This is a genomic window from Photobacterium sp. GB-56 (genome assembly GCF_003026105.1).
In the GTDB taxonomy this organism is placed as follows: domain Bacteria; phylum Pseudomonadota; class Gammaproteobacteria; order Enterobacterales; family Vibrionaceae; genus Photobacterium.
This window is the reverse complement of record NZ_PYNW01000001.1, coordinates 411,752-430,757: the sequence shown is the minus strand read 5'-3', so window position 1 is coordinate 430,757 and position 19,006 is coordinate 411,752. Positions and strand designations below refer to the sequence as shown.

Here is a 19,006-nt window from a genome sequence, read left to right as displayed (position 1 = left end):
TGTTATAATAAAATTTATTTCGATAGATCATTTGTGTTTATAAATTAAATGCCAACATTTATGTTTTATTAGGAACTGCATCTCGGCTAGCGATGAACCCATAGAAGAAATAACCAAATAATGTAATAACGGCGCCATAGAATACGGCTTCCTCACCTGTAGAGTACGCACCATAAATACTGTAAATAACAGCAACAGATCCGACTAATATGCCCGTGTTATATTCTTTCTGACTTACATTAGCCTGCTTCATAATTATACCAAGAGCTGTAAGTGATAGAATATATGGCACCATATTGATAAACACGGCTAAATTAACCAAGACGTTAAATTGTTTTAATAAGGTTGGGGAAATAGTCATCACAGCCAGCGATAATTCTAAAGCTAGCATAATCATCATGCCTTTAAACGGCGCATCATGCTTATTTACATCAGAGAAAATCTTTGGAAATAATCGCATATCAGCAGCAACTTTCGAGACTTGGGCATTGGTGAACTGCCAACCAAGCAGTGAACCAACACAGGCCAGAATTGCCATTGCAGTAATAATCTCCCCAACGAATGGGTTAAACATCTGAGCAAAAACAAGACCAAAAGGGGAATCTGATTTAGCTAAAATATCGTTAGGAATAATACCTTGAATAACAGTTGTAGACGCAATATATGTTGCTGCAGAAAAAACGGTGGCGAGCATACAGGCAAGAGGCACATTACGTTTAGGGTTTTCAACAGTACCTGAGTTAGCCCCTGCTGATTCTATTCCTAAGAAAGCCCACAGCGTTAACGCCATACCAGAATAAACAGCACTACCGACCGAGACACCATGCGGGTTCCAAGCTTCCGAGAAAATTTTCGGGTCGAACCAGAACCAACCAATAAGTGATAAACCAAGTACGGGAATTATGATCCCCCATACAGTAACTGTAGATATTCGCCCTGTTATTCTTGCACCTCTAGCATTGGCAAACATAGTGATAATTAAAATAGCAATAACTCCAAAAAAAGTATGAATTGGAGTCTCTTTTAACCACGGGATAAAATACTCTAAATACCCGACACACGATACAGCAATCGCAACCGCACTAATAACTAAACACACATAGTAAGTATAAGAAGCAATAAAAAAACTGGATTTACCATGTGCTTTTTCAGCATATGCGGACATCCCGCCATCATCCGTACAATACATTCCACACTTTGCAAAAGCATAAGCAATTGCAAGTGCACCTAATGCTGTAACAACCCATGCTAATAGGGCTATACCTCCTGTTACAGCAAGACTTGATGGTAATAATATTATCCCGGATCCCATCATATTAACGGTGACAATGGTTGTTAAACCCATTAACCCCATTTTGTTACTGGTAGAACTCATAAAATAATCAACCTTCTAAGTTATTAATTATATTAAAATTTAAGTTTAAATTATTTATATAATCCTTTAATTAGTAATGAGTAAATTTAAGGTAGTACAAATAAACATAATAATAGAATAGATGTATATTCTTAGAATGCCTAAAAAAAATAATAAGTTTTTATTACAGTCTTATTTAGGATATGTGACGGTGATTTATATCACATAATAAAAAAGCGCGTAAATGTAATTAGTAATTACAATTTACGCGCTCTATCAATCTATTAAGTTTTAATATTTATTATATTAAGTCTTACTTACCATTTTTAAAGGTCGCAACCTGATTTCCTTGCTTATCTTTCACTGTAAGTACATTATCAACAATTACATAGCTTGCAAAACTAGGCATAGTTTCTAAAAATGACTTTTCTAGCTCCATACCATCCATACACATTTTACGTGTTGCAGCTGCAGGCCCCATCGTTAATGTGCCATTAGATGTTTCAAATGAGCCTTGGAAGTTATTACAGCCAGAAAAACCATGAGCCGATTTATTATCCATATCAAATTGGATAAATGCCACATTACCACCAGCACCAGGTTTTACAGTTTCACCTTCAAGCGTCACTAAATCCCATTTATGACCAACTAACGGAGTATTCTCTGTTGTTTCATTTGGCTGATGAGCAACACGGTCTAATTTAATCTCTATAGGCTGTTTTACGTCTGCTGCAAATGGGTCAATGCTTGTTGTTGAAGTCATGACTAGCTTATCACCAACCTTAATGGTTGCACGTAAGCTATAGCGATGATTATTTTGAATTTTCGCAGCGTCATATTGAAGTGCTACAGGGTATGGCGGCGCACCGGCAACGTCCATTGATTCACTTGTAATTGTCGTTGAGGGCGCATCAGCAAGAGACACATCTTCTAATGCAACTTTTAACACAGCACCTGGTGGTAGCATACGGCGATCAAGGTAAATAACATTAACATCTAATGATTTCATCTCAGCTTTCTCTGTTTTAGCCGTTGATTCTGTTTGCTGCTGGTTGTGATTTGCCGCAGTGTCAGCATCATTACAAGCTTGTAGCATGAATGCAGAAAGTACAACTGAAGTGGCTAACGCTAGCTTTTTTAATTTAAAAGTCATTTATCTTCTATCCTTTGCGATTTTCAAATCATAACCATAGCAACGAAATATGTTACTCAGTTAACTTCACTATCAGAAAGATAGGATACTGATTTGCAATTATTTTCTCTTAATACAACCTAATAATACAGCATTCAAAATAAGGCGCAATCTTTATAATCTATGCCAATATTATGCTTGCATTTTACTTGTCAACGCTATGATTCATAAACTGTAATATAGGTTAACCTAGCAGTTATAGACTATGTTTTTTCAATCTTCTATTTAACGATTCATAGTGACCAAAAACGTTAATCCCTTCCAGTTGACGACGAAGCATATCAAGAAGCACTGTGGCAATAATCGCGCGTTGATCGTTATATGTGTATTCACGCTTAAACTGTAATTGTTGGATCCACCGACCTTCCAAAGTGATTATCCCTACAGTAAAACAATCTTCTACTATAGCGCCAGAATATAAGCCAATATCAACCTTTGAGTGGCTATAAATGAGAGACAGTTGCTTATCTATTTCACTCACTAACGTTTCTAAACTGTTCTCTTCTTTCATAGCATTATGGTTGACGGTGGCAGATACAATGTATTCGCTTAACTTACATTTTTGATTAAGCCAATTGACTACAAAACCGCCTGTTGAACACTCCGACAAACCCATTTTTTTCTGCTTTTTTTCAATGAGATATTCAAGGTTATCAAGTAAGCTCAAATTTTTTCCCACAATGTTATCGCCTAGCAATCGTTCCATTTTATTTAATAGTTCTAGTGCATAGCGATCATTTGATGGTGCGAATAGTTTCACCTCAATAAAGGGTAATGAAGAACGGTACCCCAATTCATAACCGTGCGGTAAAACGATATGCTTCAAGGTGTCACTTATTCCGGACTCTGACAAACCATAGGTAAATAATCGATGACAGTGCAACGATTGGATCTGAGGATAGTGTAATTGTAAATATGGCAGTATTTTCTCTTTAACCATAAACTTAAATTCACTGGGAACGCCTGGAGTAAAACATATCCAAGCACGATTTAATTTAATTGAAAAGCCACAGGCAGTGCCAACAGGGTTATCGATTAATTCAGCCCCTTCAGGTAGCATTGCTTGCTTCAAATTAGCCACAGGCATTTCTCGATTTAGCTTTTTATATTTTGCTTTCATCTCCGAAACCCAATGCTCAGATTGCTCCAAGCCAACATCAGCAGCCATTGCCGCCGCGGCAGCACTTAAATCATCACTTGTAGGCCCTAGTCCACCATTAACAATAACAATATCGCTATTAAAACTGCATGACTCAATTTCTTTTGCTATTCGCTCACAATGATCACCAACAGTTATTCGACGTGTCATTGGAAAGCCATGTTGAAAAAAAAGACGAGATAACCACGTTGCATTAGTATCTGTTATATCACCCAGTAAGACCTCTTCACCGGTACTTATCATTGTAATTTCAAGCATCCTATCCCTCTGCATCATCCACCGAATATTGATTGTTATTAGTCTATGCTTTAGATCATTTGTTATACAGCCTTCCTTTCATAAATCACACAATTAATCTCCACACCAATCAGTGTAAATATTTATTTACATTCATTAAACTAATGTTGACAGAAGAGATATCTATCGTTAATGTGACCTTGTAGTGAAATACGCTATTAAAATCAACACATCCACTAGTAAAGAACAGTTAGAGCAAATTTAATGAAGTATACCTCGACAGCACATACCTATCGATAGCCACAGTGGCTATTATCAAGATGTAATCAAAACTTTACACTCATCTCGATACGCCTCTGTGGCCTCTATTTTCATAGTGAGCAACGATAGGTGATCAATAACGACCACCTCCCGATCTAATTATTTACCTCTGGGAGCAACACAAATGGCTTTAAATAAAACACTCGGCAGTATGCTTATTATTGCTGGTACAACTATTGGTGCTGGAATGTTAGCCCTTCCTCTCGCTTCTGCTGGACTTGGGTTTACCACCGCATTAGTTGCCATGTTCGGCATGTGGGCACTAATGACTTACACCGCTTTATTGATGATTGAAGTTCATCAACATTCAGATACCAATGCGACATTAAATACTTTGGCTCAACAACTTCTTGGTCGCAAAGGACAAATCATTGCTAATTTTGCCATGATCTTTCTGCTTTATTCTTTATGTGCAGCCTACATTGCAGGTGGTGGTGGTCAGTTAAGTGAGAAGTTAAGTGGCTGGTTTAATACATCCATTCCGCCACAATTAGGCGCATTATTATTTACACTTTTAATTGCCGCGATAGTTTCTGTTGGCACTCATACTGTTGATTTAGTAAACCGCTTACTTTTTGCTGCAAAAATTATTGCGCTAGCTGTCATGCTGGGGTTATTAGTTCCGCATGTTGAAGGACAACACCTTGTTGAAATGCCAGTACAAAAAGGCTTAATTTTATCAGCATTACCTGTTGTTTTTACCTCTTTTGGTTTCCACGGCAGTATTCCATCGATCGTGCGTTACATAGGCATTGATATAAAAACGTTAAAGAAAGTCATGATTATTGGCTCAGCACTGCCTCTTTTTATCTACGTTTTATGGCAATTAGCAAGTCAAGGTGTAATGAGCCAACCAGAGTTAATGGCAAGCACAACATTGGGCAGTTTTATTGCGAGTTTAAGCGATTTACTCCATAACCCTATGGTGAGCCAATCTGTCTCTATTTTCGCAGATCTTGCATTAGCAACATCTTTTTTAGGTGTGAGTTTAGGGTTATTTGACTTTATGGCTGATAGCTTGAAACGTTCAAGTAATGCCAGTGGTCGTATGCAAACGGGCATGATCACCTTCTTACCTCCCCTTGCTTTTGCTATCTTTTACCCACAAGGCTTTATTATGGCGCTAGGATACGCAGCCATTGCTTTAGTTATTTTGGCGATATTTTTACCTGTCGCAATGGTTAGATCTCAGAGAAAAAAGCATAATATATCTAATGAAATTTCACCTTATAAAGTGAAGGGTGGTAATTTTGGCTTAATTATTGTGACAATGGCGGGTGTTTTAATTATATCTGCGCAGGCCTTACAAATGGTCGGCTTAATTCCAGCTGTTGGATAATCGCTAAATGAACTTGGATAATAAGAAAGTAATGTTGTTACTTTCTTATTCCTTTTCATTTAAAGAATATAATTAAACAGTAAAAACATTTTATTACAATAAGTTAAATCCGCCTAAAAGCGACTTATTTGTTATACAAAAGCTTGCATGCAAAGCATAATTTTGTGGAGTAATATCACGTATTTATAGAAAATTTTATATTCTGTTGTTTGTATGTCAGTTAAAATCACCTCACATAATAATTAAAAAGATATTGGTGATGGATATTTACTCGCCTTTTAATCATCTTCAAAGTCCTATTTGGATTTTTGATTTTGACCACAAACAAATCATTTGGGCTAACGACAAAGCACTTCCTTTATGGGAGTCTTCCTCTCACGACGAACTTCGATCGCGCGATCTTGGCAAAGATATGTCAGCCGCAGTAGAAGCAACATTAGAAGAGTACCGCGAAACATTTAAACAAAATAAAACAATCAAAACCTGGTGGCATTTAGATCCAAGAAAGGTAGGCAAAAACTTGCTTTGCATTTTCTCTGGTATCAATTTGCCTGATAAACGTATTGCAATGCTTGTGGAAGTGGTTGGTGATGAATCAAGTATTCGACGTGAACTTGCTTTTTCTGATTACTCTAATCTAGCGCTGCTATTTAATGAGCAAGGTAATTTGGTGAGTGCCAATACCGTGTTTACCAAAAACTATGGTTCAGATCTCAGTAACTTAGCATCCTTTGTTGGCGACATTGATATTGCCCAACAATGGATATCTGACGCAAAAAATAACCTAAACCTTAAACATAGCCGATTATGTTGGACAGGAAAAAGTCATATTTGGTTTAACATTGAAACTAAATGGCTATCTGATAAATCTCAACTCCTACTTCAAGTTGTTAATATTTCTAAAGAAAAAGAAAATTTACAGCGCGAACGTTATAATGCTGAGCACGATTTTTTAACTGGGCTGATGAATCGACGCGGTATTTCTACGGCACTAAAAGCTAGCCATCATTCTTCATTTCCGTACCATTTATTATTTCTTGATCTCGATAGCTTTAAACTGATTAACGATACTTATGGTCACGCTATTGGTGATAAGTTATTAAGAGCAGTTGCAATTAGGTTATTAGATACAATAAGAGGACGAGGGCTTGTCGCCCGTTTTGGTGGTGATGAATTTATAATCCAAGTTGAAGATCGATATATCCCTAATTTAGTTCAACTAACCCAAGAGATAATTTCGGCACTAAACAGCCCTTTCTATATCAAAAATATTGGTGAAATATCGATTGGATGCAGTATCGGTACTGCGCAATACCCTAAAGATGCCAATAGTTTTGAAACCTTAATTACTCAAGCTGACATGGCAATGCATTGTGCTAAAAAGCATGGTCGCAACTGTAGCTATCATTTCCAGCCTCATTTGGCAGAAACGCTGTATCGTAAAAATGCACTACGCCATCACTTATCTCAAGCACTTGAAATTAAAGACTTTGAATTGTATTATCAACCTATAATTGATCTTAATACAATGTTGTTAAAAGGTTTTGAAGCGCTTATTCGCTGGCATGACGACTCTTTAGGTCATGTCTCTCCTGCTGAATTTATTCCATTGGCAGAAGAAACTGGGCAAATTATCCCTATTGGCTCTTGGGTGCTGAGAAGCGCTTGTAAACAATTGGAAGAGTGGAATCAACAATACGATACCAAGTTAATCATGAGTATTAATTTATCTCGTGCGCAACTAAAAATGTCTCTTTTAGATGAGCTAAAGTTAATTATTGAAGAGTATAATATAGACCCAGCTCAAGTAGCTTTAGAAATAACAGAATCTGCCATGCTGCAAGAATTCAGTGAGGCTATGTCGTGTTTAGAGGCTATTGCTGCACTGGGCTTTGAGCTTTATCTTGATGATTTTGGAACTGGGTACTCATCGTTATCACAATTGCAAAACCTTCCAATCAGTACTGTTAAACTAGATCAAAGTTTTGTTCAAAATGAGCACGACAGTGGGAAAGCAATCGTTGAAGCAACAAAAGCCATTTGTAATAAGCTCAATCTTAAAGTGGTCGCTGAAGGGGTTGAAACGAAAGAGCAGCTAGAATATATCCAAAGCTGTAATTTCAATTATTGCCAAGGCTATTACTTTAATAAGCCCCTCTCTGTTAGCGAATTAGAGAAGGGAATTCTTTCGACTCTACTGACGAAAAAACAAACTCAGCCTCACTAATATCAGTAATACCACCGTGATTTCACGGTGGTATTATATTGCCCATAAAACATTAGCAACGTTCTGCGTGAATCAATAAATTTCTTGGTGTCATTTGTTTTTCGCAGAATGTCCCTAACGATACGTCATAGCCAAATTCTTCAAGATAGCAAACACGATCAAGCACTAACCATAATTCTAATGGTCGACGAAACAATTGACGGACTAGCTCCATCCGCTCTGTTATCGCAAAACGTTGTTCGCCCTGTTGCTGCCAATAATCGAAGTCAATGTTAGCGGGTAATACAATCCCTTTCTGATCTGCAGCCCAACAACAAAAAGATTTAAAACCTTCACCTAATAACGCTTTTTGTACATTAGGGACAGGTAAGTAAGTACTAGATTGATTAATTTTTCGCTGTAATAAATCAAACCCTAACCGAAAACTAACCTCAACAAACCGAAGTTGCTTAACGCGATTTCCAGCCGTTACTGTCTCTTGCAACGGTAAACGTAAGTCATGCTTAGATAACTGTAGCTGGCTCGATTTTGCAACCGTTGATAACGGCTGATAATGTGAATCTTGGATCAAGTGATAGCAACACGGAGATAGGCTCACCGCCTTTCCTTTTTTTGCCACAACTTGTTTTATGAGCGACACATGCAAGTCACCACATGCATGCAGTGCAACAGCATGTTGCTGCTCTTTAATATATTGCTGGCTGCTTACATCAAACGCATCGCCTTGAACAAAATGGATATCTAAGCCCAATTGTTTCGCCGCAGCTTCACCATCTACACATAATTGCGGTTGCCATTCTAAACTAGTGACAGGCTGTTGGTGGGTAATTGATAATACGCGCCCTAGAAAGCCTTTTCCCGCGCACCATTCAAGCCACGGTACATTCAGGCGTGGCAATACATGATTAAATGCGGTGATTTGTTGCCATTTACGCCCAGGAATACCTGTATCAAAATTTTTAGGGTACGCATATTCTGTTTTTAATAACGACGGCGTTTTCGCTAAATCCGCTAAAATTTTGGCATCAGGGATCCAGGGGTCAAACGCTGCTAATAGTGCGTCATGATCTTGATTTAACTGCTGCAAACTTTGATCATCAATAAACTGTAACCATTGACAAAATTCAGGGTGTTGCTGTTGCCATGTAAACCCCTCATCAGCAAAAGGAACAAACTGCCAATATTGTCTATTTTTCGTCAATAACGTATCTAATTGGTGAAAAGTGTTGGCATAGCAAGTCATAAAGTAACAACTTCAAGGTACATAAAAACAAGGGGCGTTAGTGTATACCTAAATACGCCTTCCCATAAACAACAAAACCGCCAAGAGTGGCGGTTTTAAAAATAGATAACAAAAAAGTTATCTTACTGGTAAGTCAAAAGAAGCAAACATTGCTTCAATTTCACCATTAGTCTTTAATGCTATTGCTTGATCAACCACATTACGTGTCAAGTGAGGTGCAAAACGTTCCATAAAGTCATACATATAGGTACGCAAGAATGTACCTTTCTTAAAGCCTATCTTGGTCGTACTCGCTTCAAAAATATGACTGGCATCAATGGCAACTAAATCTTTATCTGTTTCAGGGTCCATTGCCATGCTGGCGATGACACCAACACCAATGCCTAAACGTACGTAAGTTTTAATGACATCCGCATCTGTTGCCGTAAATACAATCTTAGGCGTCAAGCCTGAACGATTAAACGCACTATCAAGCTCTGAGCGTCCAGTAAAACCAAAAACATACGTCACAAGAGAATAAGCGGCTAAATCGTGAATAGTAATATTTGTTTTGGTTGCTAATGGATGATCACTACGAACCACGATTGAACGATTCCAGTGATAACATGGCAACATGATCATATCTTGATATAAATGCAGAGCTTCTGTCGCAATCGCAAAATCTGAACGACCTTTACCAACGGCATCAGCAATTTGAGATGGCGTTCCTTGATGCATATGTAATGATACTTTCGGGTATCGTGCTGTAAAACCTTGAATCACCGATGGCAAAGCATAGCGTGCTTGGGTATGGGTTGTCGCAATGTTTAGCGTTCCCATTTCAGGGTGAGTATGTTCACCGGCTACCGCTTTGATGCTTTCCACTCTTGATAGAATATCACGTGAAATACGAACAATTTCTTCACCAGCAGGTGTTACTTGGGTTAAATGCTTACCACTTCGTTCGAAAATCTGAATGCCAAGTTCATCTTCGAGCAATCGAACTTGTTTACTAATACCGGGCTGAGAAGTATATAAACTCTCAGCCGTCGATGAAACGTTAAGGTTGTGATTAACCACCTCAACAATATAGCGTAGCTGTTGTAATTTCATGGTACCGCCTGCCTACTCAATAATCCGTTACCTTTCACACCACATCCATCAAGCCCTTATGGTATTTAATGAGACAGGTATAAGAATGCAACCATGTAATTAACATTTTATATATTGAAACCAGTTAATTTCATAGCATTTGTTTGTTTTTTAGTTACCTAACTCAATGTTTTGACAATAAATCAAGACCGGTAAAATATCTCAACATTTCAACAAGCACACATAATAAGCAACTTTCGGGAAATTTTGTTACGCCTAAATTTGCCGCACAGCACAAATTACATATCGATTTGAACAAAGCTCCTATTTAATAATCATCTCACTAGGCTGTTTTTTAGAGATAGTGTATCCTGCAATATTCAAGATTAATGCATGGAAGATAGATATATCTTATGAGTATTCCTTTAGTTATAGGCCTTGTTGGTCTGTTACTTGCGCTTATTGTTGGCTACAACGTTATTATTCAATATCGCCAGCGTTTAGAGTCGATCAAGCAACAAGAATTGGCTAAGCATATTGCGATTATTGATGCGACTGAAGAGTTAATCGGTAATGCGCATCATCTGCCTTACAGCAAAGAATTATTGGTCTGCTTAAACCAACGTATTGTTGATGCTTTACAACAAATGTCTGAAGCATCCCCTAATGATCGCTCTTTGACTCACCGTATAAAAAATGTCAGCGAGCAAATTACCCATTTAGAAGCTAACTACAGTAATGCCGACATTACCCCTTTTAAAGTGCCGAATACGGACAAACAAGCGATTGGTATGCTACAGCTTGTCAAACGTTTGAAGACAGTGATCAAAAGTGAGCACAGTAAGGGACGTATGGGTACTCAGGCATTTGTTAATGAGAATGCCCGTTTAGAGTCGATTCAACTGCGTATTAATATTGAAAATGTCGTTAAGCGCGCGAATGAAGCACGAATTAAAGGACAAATTGGTACAGCAAAGCAATTACTTAAAAAAGGCATTGATGTACTTTCAGCTAAAAATGACAACTATGCTAACCAAGCACGAGAAAAACTGCAGCTGATGCTTGATGAAATTGATAACAAGCAATCAATGAACTATGAGCAAGAACGTCAACAACAGCTCGATAAAGACCAAGACGATCTCGATGTCTTATTCCAGCCAAAGCGTAAATGGTGATTTGATTTACTTTGGCTTAAAATAGCTTCATCTACCAAGGTCGCAGTAGCGGCCTTTTTTTACGTCTTATAACAATAAAAAGATACGCCTTATGGATAACACACAACAGATGATCAATGAGCTACTAACGCCCATTAAACAATTTCTTCAATGTGAAACGCCTGATAGCTGGATTGAAGAGGCACGTAAACCAGAAAACCTAACGGCATTGTTAGTCGATCACTGTAACTGTGAACTAAAAGCCAGCCAAACGGCGATGTTCATGGTACGTAAATACGCAGTTGATAAAGCCAGTGGTGAAGTACTACTTGCATGGGCAAAGCCTTATGAAGATTTCGTTTATGGCGGTGCAAATCGCTCTACTGCGCTATTTCATAGCAAAAAAAATGGCTTGTCTGCACCATTGATCGCGCGTCCTGACTTTCCTTATGGTGAAGAACTGATTGAAAAAATGGTGCGCTTAATTAAAGAAGAATTTCACCATTTTGAGCAAGTGTTAGAGATCATGGAAAACCGTGATATTCCCTACTCTAACTTGCATGCGGGGCGTTACGCCAAAGGTTTAATGAAAGCAGTACGTACCCATGAACCAGCAACATTAATCGATAAGCTCATCGTTGGTGCTTACATTGAAGCGCGCTCTTGTGAACGTTTTGCCAAATTAGCGCCTTATTTAGATCCTGAACTCAAAAAGTTTTATATCTCGCTATTACGCTCAGAAGCTCGCCATTATCAAGATTATTTAACGCTTGCTGAAAAAATTGCGGGTCAGGATATCAATGAGCGTGTCAATGCGATTGGCGCAAAAGAAGCAGAGCTCATTCAAGCGCCTGATAACACTTTCCGTTTCCATAGTGGCGTACCTGAATAAGCTTATATTTACACTCATCACCACTATTTGATGTTTTGTTCGCTAAAAACAAAAACGCCATCAGCTTTCACTGATGGCGTTTTTATTAGCGAGAAATAAAGATTACTTTGTCTCTTTTTCTGCTTTCTCTTTCTTTGGTTTTTTACGCTTGTCCGTGATTTCCCACTTACCATCGACGTAAAGTGCAGTCCAACCTGAAGGCTTACCGTCAATCTCAGAACGCACGTAGTTTTCTTTACTCTTACGAGCAAAACGAACCACAGTTGGTAGACCATCTGGATCGGCCACTGGCGCTTCAGTTAGGTAAGTAAACTTAGGCGATAGACGATCTTTAAAGCGTACTAGCTCTTCCACTAACGGCGCACGTGTTTCACGTGATTTAGGGAACGTACTTGCTGCCATAAACAAACCAGACGCACCGTCACGAAGTACAAAGTAAGCATCAGTATCTTGCGTGCAAGGTATTTCTGGAAGATGTACTGGATCTTCTTTCGGTGGCGCAACTTCACCATTTTTCAGGATCTTACGCGTATTCTTACAGCTTTCGTTAGTACAGCCCATGTATTTACCGAAGCGACCGTTTTTCAGTTCCATATCAGAACCACACTTGTCACATTCGATAACAGGACCTTCATAGCCTTTAAGCTTGAACTCACCTTTTTCAACAATGTAACCTTCACAGCTTGGGTTATTACCACAAACGTGTAGTTTACGATCTTTGTCGATCAGGTAGGCGTCCATTGCGGTACTACAAATCGGACAACGTTTTTTGGCACGTAATGCCGCTGTTTCAACGTCTTCTTCAAGAACGTTAACAATGCCGTCTTCGTTACCTAAATTGATCGTTGTTTTACAACGCTCTTTAGGTGGTAGCGCATAACCTGAACAACCAAGGAATACACCCGTTGATGCGGTACGAATACCCATTGGGCGAGAACACGTTGGACATTCAATATCGGTTAATACGATATTGTTAGGCTTCATGCCGCCTTCTGATTCATCAAGCTCAGCTTTTTCAAGCTCAGTGGTGAAATCAGAGAAGAACTCATCAAGCACTTTCTTCCAGTTTTTCTCACCTTCAGCGATTTTATCGAGATTACCTTCCATACGGGCAGTAAAATCGAAATCCATCAAATCAGGGAAACTACCATCTAAGCGATCAGAAACAATCTCACCCATCTTCTCAGCATAAAAACGACGCTGATCAACACGCACATAACCACGATCTTGAATCGTTGAAATAATAGATGCGTAAGTTGATGGTCGACCAATGCCACGCTTTTCTAGCTCTTTAACCAATGCTGCTTCTGTAAAGCGCGCTGGCGGCTTAGTAAAGTGTTGCTTAGGCTCGAGTTGTTCTAGTTTCAATACGTCGCCCACGTTAACCATAGGCAGCGTAGTGTCTTCATTTTTACCCGATGGACGCTGTACTAGTGTCCAACCTGCAAAACGTAACGTACGACCTTTCGCTTTTAAGCTAAAGTCACCCGCTTTTACCGTAATCGTGCTCGAATCGTATTTCGCTGGCACCATCTGACATGATACGAATTGACGCCAAATTAAGTCGTATAACTTAACCGCATCAGCTTCCATACCTTCAAGGTTTTCAGCTTTCATTTCTACATGAGAAGGACGAATCGCTTCGTGCGCTTCTTGGGCATTTTTCTTACTGCCATAAACATTGGCCGCTTTTGGCAAATATTCATCGCCATACTCACTACCAATAAACTCACGTGCTGATTCAACCGCTTCTTTAGAAAGGTTGGTTGAGTCAGTACGCATGTAGGTAATGTGACCCGCTTCATATAAACGTTGCGCTAAGCCCATTGTACGCTTAACACCATAACCTAAGCGCGTACTCGCCGCTTGTTGCAGTGTTGAGGTAATGTATGGCGCTGATGGTTTACTGCTAGTTGGACGATCTTCACGATCAATCACTTCGTACGCTGCTTTTTCAAGTAACGCTTTTGCAGCCATGGTGTCTTTTTCATTAACAGGACGGAATGTTTTACCCGCCTGTTGAGCCACCATTAAACGTAACGCATCTTTACCAACTGTTAGTGTGTCAGCGTGGATATCCCAAAACTCTTCAGGATCAAAAGCATTAATTTCGCGTTCACGTTCAACGATTAATTTCACCGCTACAGACTGAACACGACCTGCAGATAAACCACGAGCGACTTTTTTCCACAATAATGGTGAAACCATAAAGCCAACAACACGGTCTAAGAAACGACGTGCTTGCTGTGCGTTTACACCATCAATATTAAGTTCACCAGGCTCTTCAAAGGCCTGCTGAATTGCATTCTTCGTAATTTCGTTGAACACAACGCGCTTATAGCGTGCATCATCGCCACCGATGATCTCACGAAGGTGCCACGCAATGGCTTCTCCTTCGCGGTCCAAATCGGTTGCGAGATAAACATAGTCAGCATCTGCTGCTAGTTTTTGTAATTCACTAACGACTTTTTCTTTACCCGGAAGCACTTCGTAATGCGCGTTCCAATCATCATAAGGATCAACCCCCATTTTACTGATCAGCGCTTTACGGTCTTTCTTTTGCTTGATGCGTGCTTTTTCTTCAACACTCAACCCTTTGGTCGATGTTGCCGCGGCTTTCTTGCCATTACTACGTGCACCTGTTGGTAAATCACGAACGTGACCAACACTTGACTTAACAATGAAATCCTTACCCAAGTACTTATTAATCGTTTTAGCCTTGGCGGGGGACTCCACGATAACGAGAGATTTACCCATAATGACTCTATTACGTCCTCGTGCTCGCTAAATATAAAAATAAAAAATTGCTACTGTATTACGGAGTAATTCAGCAACATTCAACCAATCTCATTAAGTCACTAATCATAAAAAGATAGGAGCAGTGAATTAATATGATTGCCTATGATCTTTTTCGTAATCAAACATTTTTGCAATGAAAAATTTCATTGCCGCTACGTAAAATTCTATTTACATATTGGGCTAGAATACAAGAAGGTCAACTGCTTTTTAACGAAATCTGTCTGTTTGGTTGCACCTTCCCCAATTGTTAACAAAATGTGTAACGTAAATGCAATGTAACAAACTATCAAATAACAGTTTGATTTAAAACGATATAGTCGAATAATAATGTTGTTTTACAAAAGCAATTCGCTACCACAAAATAAATTGGGTATGAATTTACGCAGATCATTACCATTTATCTAATATCACTGACTAGCGTAAAAAAATTTTTTATGTCTTTGGTCACACAATTAAAGACATTAAAACAAAACAAACCTTAATATTGATTAAATAATAAACACTCTACACTTTTGTTTATTTGTTTTATTCAATTAAGTTAAATAGACTATGCAGGCTATTCGATTGTTTGAGACTTTACTATGAGTGATAAAAAACCAATTTCATCAACTGATTTACTAATGATTGCTAACCAAATCATTCAAGATCAAGAGTCTTATATTGACGGGATGCGTGCAACTTCTGTAGAAGAGCGCGATGGTGTATTAATTTTCAAAGGTGAATATTTCCTTGATAATGAAGGATTACCAACACCAAACACCACTGTTGTTTTCAATATGTTCAAAATGCTCGCACACAAACTCTCTCCTCAGTTTACGCTAGCAAGCTAAAACGGATGAGAATAAAAAAACCCGCATCAAGCGGGTTTTTAATCTACGAGTATAAATACTTACATAAATGGACGCTGACCACGCGCAACCCACTTCATCAGTAAACTATCCGCAGCTTCGCTTGATGCGCCTGCTAGTTTCTCGGTAAGCTTCTTACGACGTACGTATTTTACTTTAAGTACTTCACGGTCTTTACATGCTTCAGTGATCAAATCATCACTGGTTGAGATCTGATCAACCAAGCCTAATTCAAATGCTTGTTGGCCGAACCAATGCTCGCCCGTTGCCACTTTTTCAAGATCGAGATCTGGGCGGTGAGCGGCAATAAAATTCTTAAATAAGCCATGAGTTTCTTCGATTTCCATCTGGAATTTTTCACGTGCTTTATCAGTATTCTCACCAAACATAGTTAATGTACGTTTAAACTCACCAGCTGTGATTTGCTCGTAGTCAATATCGTTCTTTTTCAATACCTTATTAAAGTTAGGTAATTGAGCGATCACGCCAATTGAGCCAACAATTGCAAACGGTGCTGAAACAATTTTATCAGCAACACATGCCATCATATAGCCACCACTTGCTGCTACTTTATCAACTGCAATAGTCAGCTTAATACCTGCCGCTTTTAAACGATCAAGTTGAGATGATGCTAAACCATAACCATGTACCATACCGCCGCCCGTTTCTAAGCGTAATAGCACTTCATCACCTTCGATAGCAACCGCCAGAATTGCCGTGATCTCTTCACGTAATGACGATACTTCACGCGCATCAATACTACCGTGGAAATCAATAACAAATAAACGAGGATCACGTGATGTTTCTAAGCTGCCATTTTTAGCCGCTTGTTTCACTTCTTGTTGGCGTGCTTTATCTTTTTCTTTCTCTAATTTCTTATCCGCTTTATCGCGAGCTTTTAATAACGCTTTATCAAATAAGTGAGATTCAAGTTGGTTTACAGTGTCTTTGTATTGTTCTGTCAGATCGCTCACTTCCAGTTCACCTTTCTGCGAACCATGACGACCATTCAATGCTTTTACTAGTACCAATACACCAACAATCGCAACAACCACTGTCGCGATTTTGGCGAAAAATAGTCCATAATCAAATAAAAATTCCAATATCCAATCCTCTTTGTTGGCAGTAAAAAGTGCCAACCGTTATTGTAACTGTGTTATCACGTTTATCGCTATCTTCTCTTTCAGAAAAAGGTAATGAATCGGTTTATAGATCACGTCTTAAGATGAAAGGAAATTTAATCAGCGAGTAAATTCTGATATGTTTTGTTTAGTAGTAATCTATATTGTTACCAAGCTCAATACTTGGTGGGGTTCTTCGGCGAATAATCAGCCAAAAAACAAGAAAAATCAACATTAGAAGGATGCTAACGTGGAATACCATAATGCTGCTGATTCTCTTAAAGATCGTGTCATTTTAGTAACAGGTGCCGGTGATGGCATTGGACGCGAAGCCGCTATTCAATATGCAGCCCATGGTGCAACGGTTATTTTACTCGGTAGAACAGTCGCAAAACTTGAAGCTGTTTATGATGAAATTGAAACTCTGGGCTACACAAAGCCAGCGATTATCCCTTTAGATTTAATGGGTGCGACTAAACAACACTATCTCGATATGGTGGATACCATCGAGCAACAATTTGGTCGCCTAGATGGTGTATTACATAACGCAGGGATCTTGGGCGTACTTAGCCCACTAGAACAAATTGAAGAATCGACCTTTGATGATGTCATGCAAGTCAATGTGAAAGCACAGTTTTTATTAACTCAAGCTGTTATTCCGCTTATCAAGAAATCGTCCGATGGCAGAATTATTTTCACAACATCAACCGTTGGTCATAGTGGTCGTGCATTTTGGGGCAGTTATGCTATTTCAAAATTTGCAACCGAGGGCATGATGCAAGTCCTTGCTGATGAATTAAGCAACACCAATGTAAAGGTAAATGCGATTAATCCTGGCGGAACAAGAACAGGAATGCGAGCCAAAGCCTTCCCAGCAGAAGATGCAAAGCAGCTTAAAACACCAAAAGATATCATACCGCTATATGTATATCTAATGGGCCCAGAAAGCCGCCATGTTTCTGGTAAATGTATCGATGCTCAGCCTAAGCCAACATCGTCTTACAGTCATTGTGAAGAAGAATAAAGCTGTTCATTGAGATATAAACAAAAAAGCCGACGCAATTGTCGGCTTTTTTACAGCTAAATCTAGTGTTAGTGACTTTGTGTTTTAAGTTGTTTTCGCCACTGCCAAGCAAATAAACAAGACAAGGTCAGTACCACAACCGCTGAGCCTAATAACACATTGTCTGTCGGTGTTTCACCAATGATCAACCATACCAACAACGGACCAAAAAGCACTTCCAGTAACAAGATCAAACTGGTTTCAGCTGCGGGTAAATAACGTGGCCCATGTGCAATCAAATAGAAAGACAATGGGATCACAACACCACCGAGTAAGAACATATAAATAGCATGTTGCATATCCAGTGCGAACGGTTTAGCGCCAACAGAAAGCGAAATAATCGATGTAAATACACCAGCCAGAATTATATAAATCGAGCCTAATTGCCCTTGGGTCTTACGAAGTGCTACAAGATAGACAGCTATCGCAACAGCAGAAACCAAAGCAAGCGAATCGCCTCTCAACTCGTCAACAGTGGGATGATAGCCGAACACTAACCCTATCCCACCCACAGCAATAATGATCGCAAAGATCGTTGCCTTATCTAACTTCTCTTTTAAGAAGAAGAAACCAATCACAGCCGTAAATAAAGGTGCTGTATTGGTAATAACTAACGTACTGGCCACTTGGGTATTATTCAGTGACAACACAAAACAAATGGTCGATGCGCTAAATAGTCCAGCAGTAATTAAAGTTAATAGCGATGGACGCAGTAAATGTTGCGTGATCAGTTTTTTATCTGAAAACCACTGCACAATAAACAACATGGCAGCAGGTAAGAAGCCACGCCAGAAAATTAATGTCCATTCATTACTATCAATTAAACGCACAAGTAGCGTATCAAAACTTAATACCATCACGCCAAAGACCGTGATCAATCGTCCCCGTTGTTGCTCTTTCAATGCATCTAACATTGCTATACTCACTGGCTATTCGTTATATGTTTAGCATCCCTTCACAGAAAAGTGCACCACAGCAATATTCAC

The 19,006-nt window shown here is 39.0% G+C and carries 14 protein-coding genes; 6 read left to right on the top strand and 8 right to left on the bottom strand.

Annotated features, from left to right (window positions below):
• Positions 1 to 58 precede the first annotated feature (58 nt).
• From potE to C9J42_RS01985, 3 genes are all read right to left on the bottom strand, one after another.
• Positions 59 to 1,375: a putrescine-ornithine antiporter gene (potE, locus tag C9J42_RS01995; RefSeq protein WP_107205687.1), complete on the bottom strand. Its 1,317-nt coding sequence runs from the start codon at positions 1,373 to 1,375 to the stop codon at positions 59 to 61.
• A 292-nt stretch (positions 1,376 to 1,667) separates the two neighbouring features.
• Positions 1,668 to 2,507 carry an META domain-containing protein gene (locus C9J42_RS01990; protein ID WP_107205686.1) on the bottom strand — a complete coding sequence of 280 codons (840 nt, stop codon included), beginning with the start codon at positions 2,505 to 2,507 and terminating at the stop codon, positions 1,668 to 1,670.
• Between the two features lie 235 nt (positions 2,508 to 2,742).
• A complete protein-coding gene (locus C9J42_RS01985; RefSeq protein ID WP_107245488.1) occupies positions 2,743 to 3,963 on the bottom strand; it encodes a CinA family nicotinamide mononucleotide deamidase-related protein in 1,221 nt (406 codons plus the stop codon).
• Between the two features lie 424 nt (positions 3,964 to 4,387).
• On the opposite strand from C9J42_RS01985, the gene tyrP reads away from it, so the two are divergent.
• Positions 4,388 to 5,602 carry a tyrosine transporter TyrP gene (tyrP, locus tag C9J42_RS01980; RefSeq protein ID WP_107290429.1) on the top strand — a complete coding sequence of 405 codons (1,215 nt, stop codon included), beginning with the start codon at positions 4,388 to 4,390 and terminating at the stop codon, positions 5,600 to 5,602.
• Positions 5,603 to 5,861: 259 nt separating this feature from the next.
• Positions 5,862 to 7,829 carry a bifunctional diguanylate cyclase/phosphodiesterase gene (locus C9J42_RS01975; protein WP_107205683.1) on the top strand — a complete coding sequence of 656 codons (1,968 nt, stop codon included), beginning with the start codon at positions 5,862 to 5,864 and terminating at the stop codon, positions 7,827 to 7,829.
• 52 nt (positions 7,830 to 7,881) lie between these two features.
• On the opposite strand, the gene C9J42_RS01970 is transcribed toward C9J42_RS01975, so the two are convergent.
• Positions 7,882 to 9,072, bottom strand: a complete 1,191-nt coding sequence (locus C9J42_RS01970; RefSeq protein ID WP_107245489.1) for a methyltransferase — start codon at positions 9,070 to 9,072, stop codon at positions 7,882 to 7,884.
• Positions 9,073 to 9,189: 117 nt separating this feature from the next.
• Positions 9,190 to 10,164 (bottom strand): HTH-type transcriptional regulator CysB, encoded by a 975-nt coding sequence (gene cysB, locus C9J42_RS01965; RefSeq protein ID WP_006647019.1) that lies wholly within the window; start codon positions 10,162 to 10,164, stop codon positions 9,190 to 9,192.
• A gap of 392 nt (positions 10,165 to 10,556) precedes the next feature.
• On the opposite strand from cysB, the gene C9J42_RS01960 reads away from it, so the two are divergent.
• Positions 10,557 to 11,318 carry a DNA repair protein gene (locus tag C9J42_RS01960; protein ID WP_107205681.1) on the top strand — a complete coding sequence of 254 codons (762 nt, stop codon included), beginning with the start codon at positions 10,557 to 10,559 and terminating at the stop codon, positions 11,316 to 11,318.
• Between the two features lie 91 nt (positions 11,319 to 11,409).
• Positions 11,410 to 12,189: a tRNA isopentenyl-2-thiomethyl-A-37 hydroxylase MiaE gene (locus C9J42_RS01955; RefSeq protein WP_107301608.1), complete on the top strand. Its 780-nt coding sequence runs from the start codon at positions 11,410 to 11,412 to the stop codon at positions 12,187 to 12,189.
• A gap of 102 nt (positions 12,190 to 12,291) precedes the next feature.
• On the opposite strand, the gene topA is transcribed toward C9J42_RS01955, so the two are convergent.
• Complete coding sequence (topA, locus tag C9J42_RS01950; RefSeq protein ID WP_107292031.1) at positions 12,292 to 14,946, bottom strand: type I DNA topoisomerase; 2,655 nt, start codon at positions 14,944 to 14,946, stop codon at positions 12,292 to 12,294.
• 623 nt (positions 14,947 to 15,569) lie between these two features.
• On the opposite strand from topA, the gene C9J42_RS01945 reads away from it, so the two are divergent.
• Positions 15,570 to 15,818 carry a YciN family protein gene (locus C9J42_RS01945; protein ID WP_107292032.1) on the top strand — a complete coding sequence of 83 codons (249 nt, stop codon included), beginning with the start codon at positions 15,570 to 15,572 and terminating at the stop codon, positions 15,816 to 15,818.
• Between the two features lie 59 nt (positions 15,819 to 15,877).
• Here the strand turns inward: C9J42_RS01945 and sohB are convergent, their stop codons facing one another.
• Positions 15,878 to 16,939, bottom strand: coding sequence for a protease SohB (gene sohB, locus C9J42_RS01940; protein WP_107301607.1), 1,062 nt, complete (start codon positions 16,937 to 16,939; stop codon positions 15,878 to 15,880).
• 268 nt (positions 16,940 to 17,207) lie between these two features.
• Between sohB and C9J42_RS01935 the strand changes: the two genes are divergently transcribed.
• Positions 17,208 to 17,981, top strand: coding sequence for a YciK family oxidoreductase (locus C9J42_RS01935; protein ID WP_107287031.1), 774 nt, complete (start codon positions 17,208 to 17,210; stop codon positions 17,979 to 17,981).
• Positions 17,982 to 18,049: 68 nt separating this feature from the next.
• Here C9J42_RS01935 and C9J42_RS01930 read toward each other — a convergent pair whose 3' ends face one another.
• Complete coding sequence (locus C9J42_RS01930) at positions 18,050 to 18,946, bottom strand: DMT family transporter (protein WP_233220718.1); 897 nt, start codon at positions 18,944 to 18,946, stop codon at positions 18,050 to 18,052.
• Between the last annotated feature and the right edge of the window lie 60 nt (positions 18,947 to 19,006).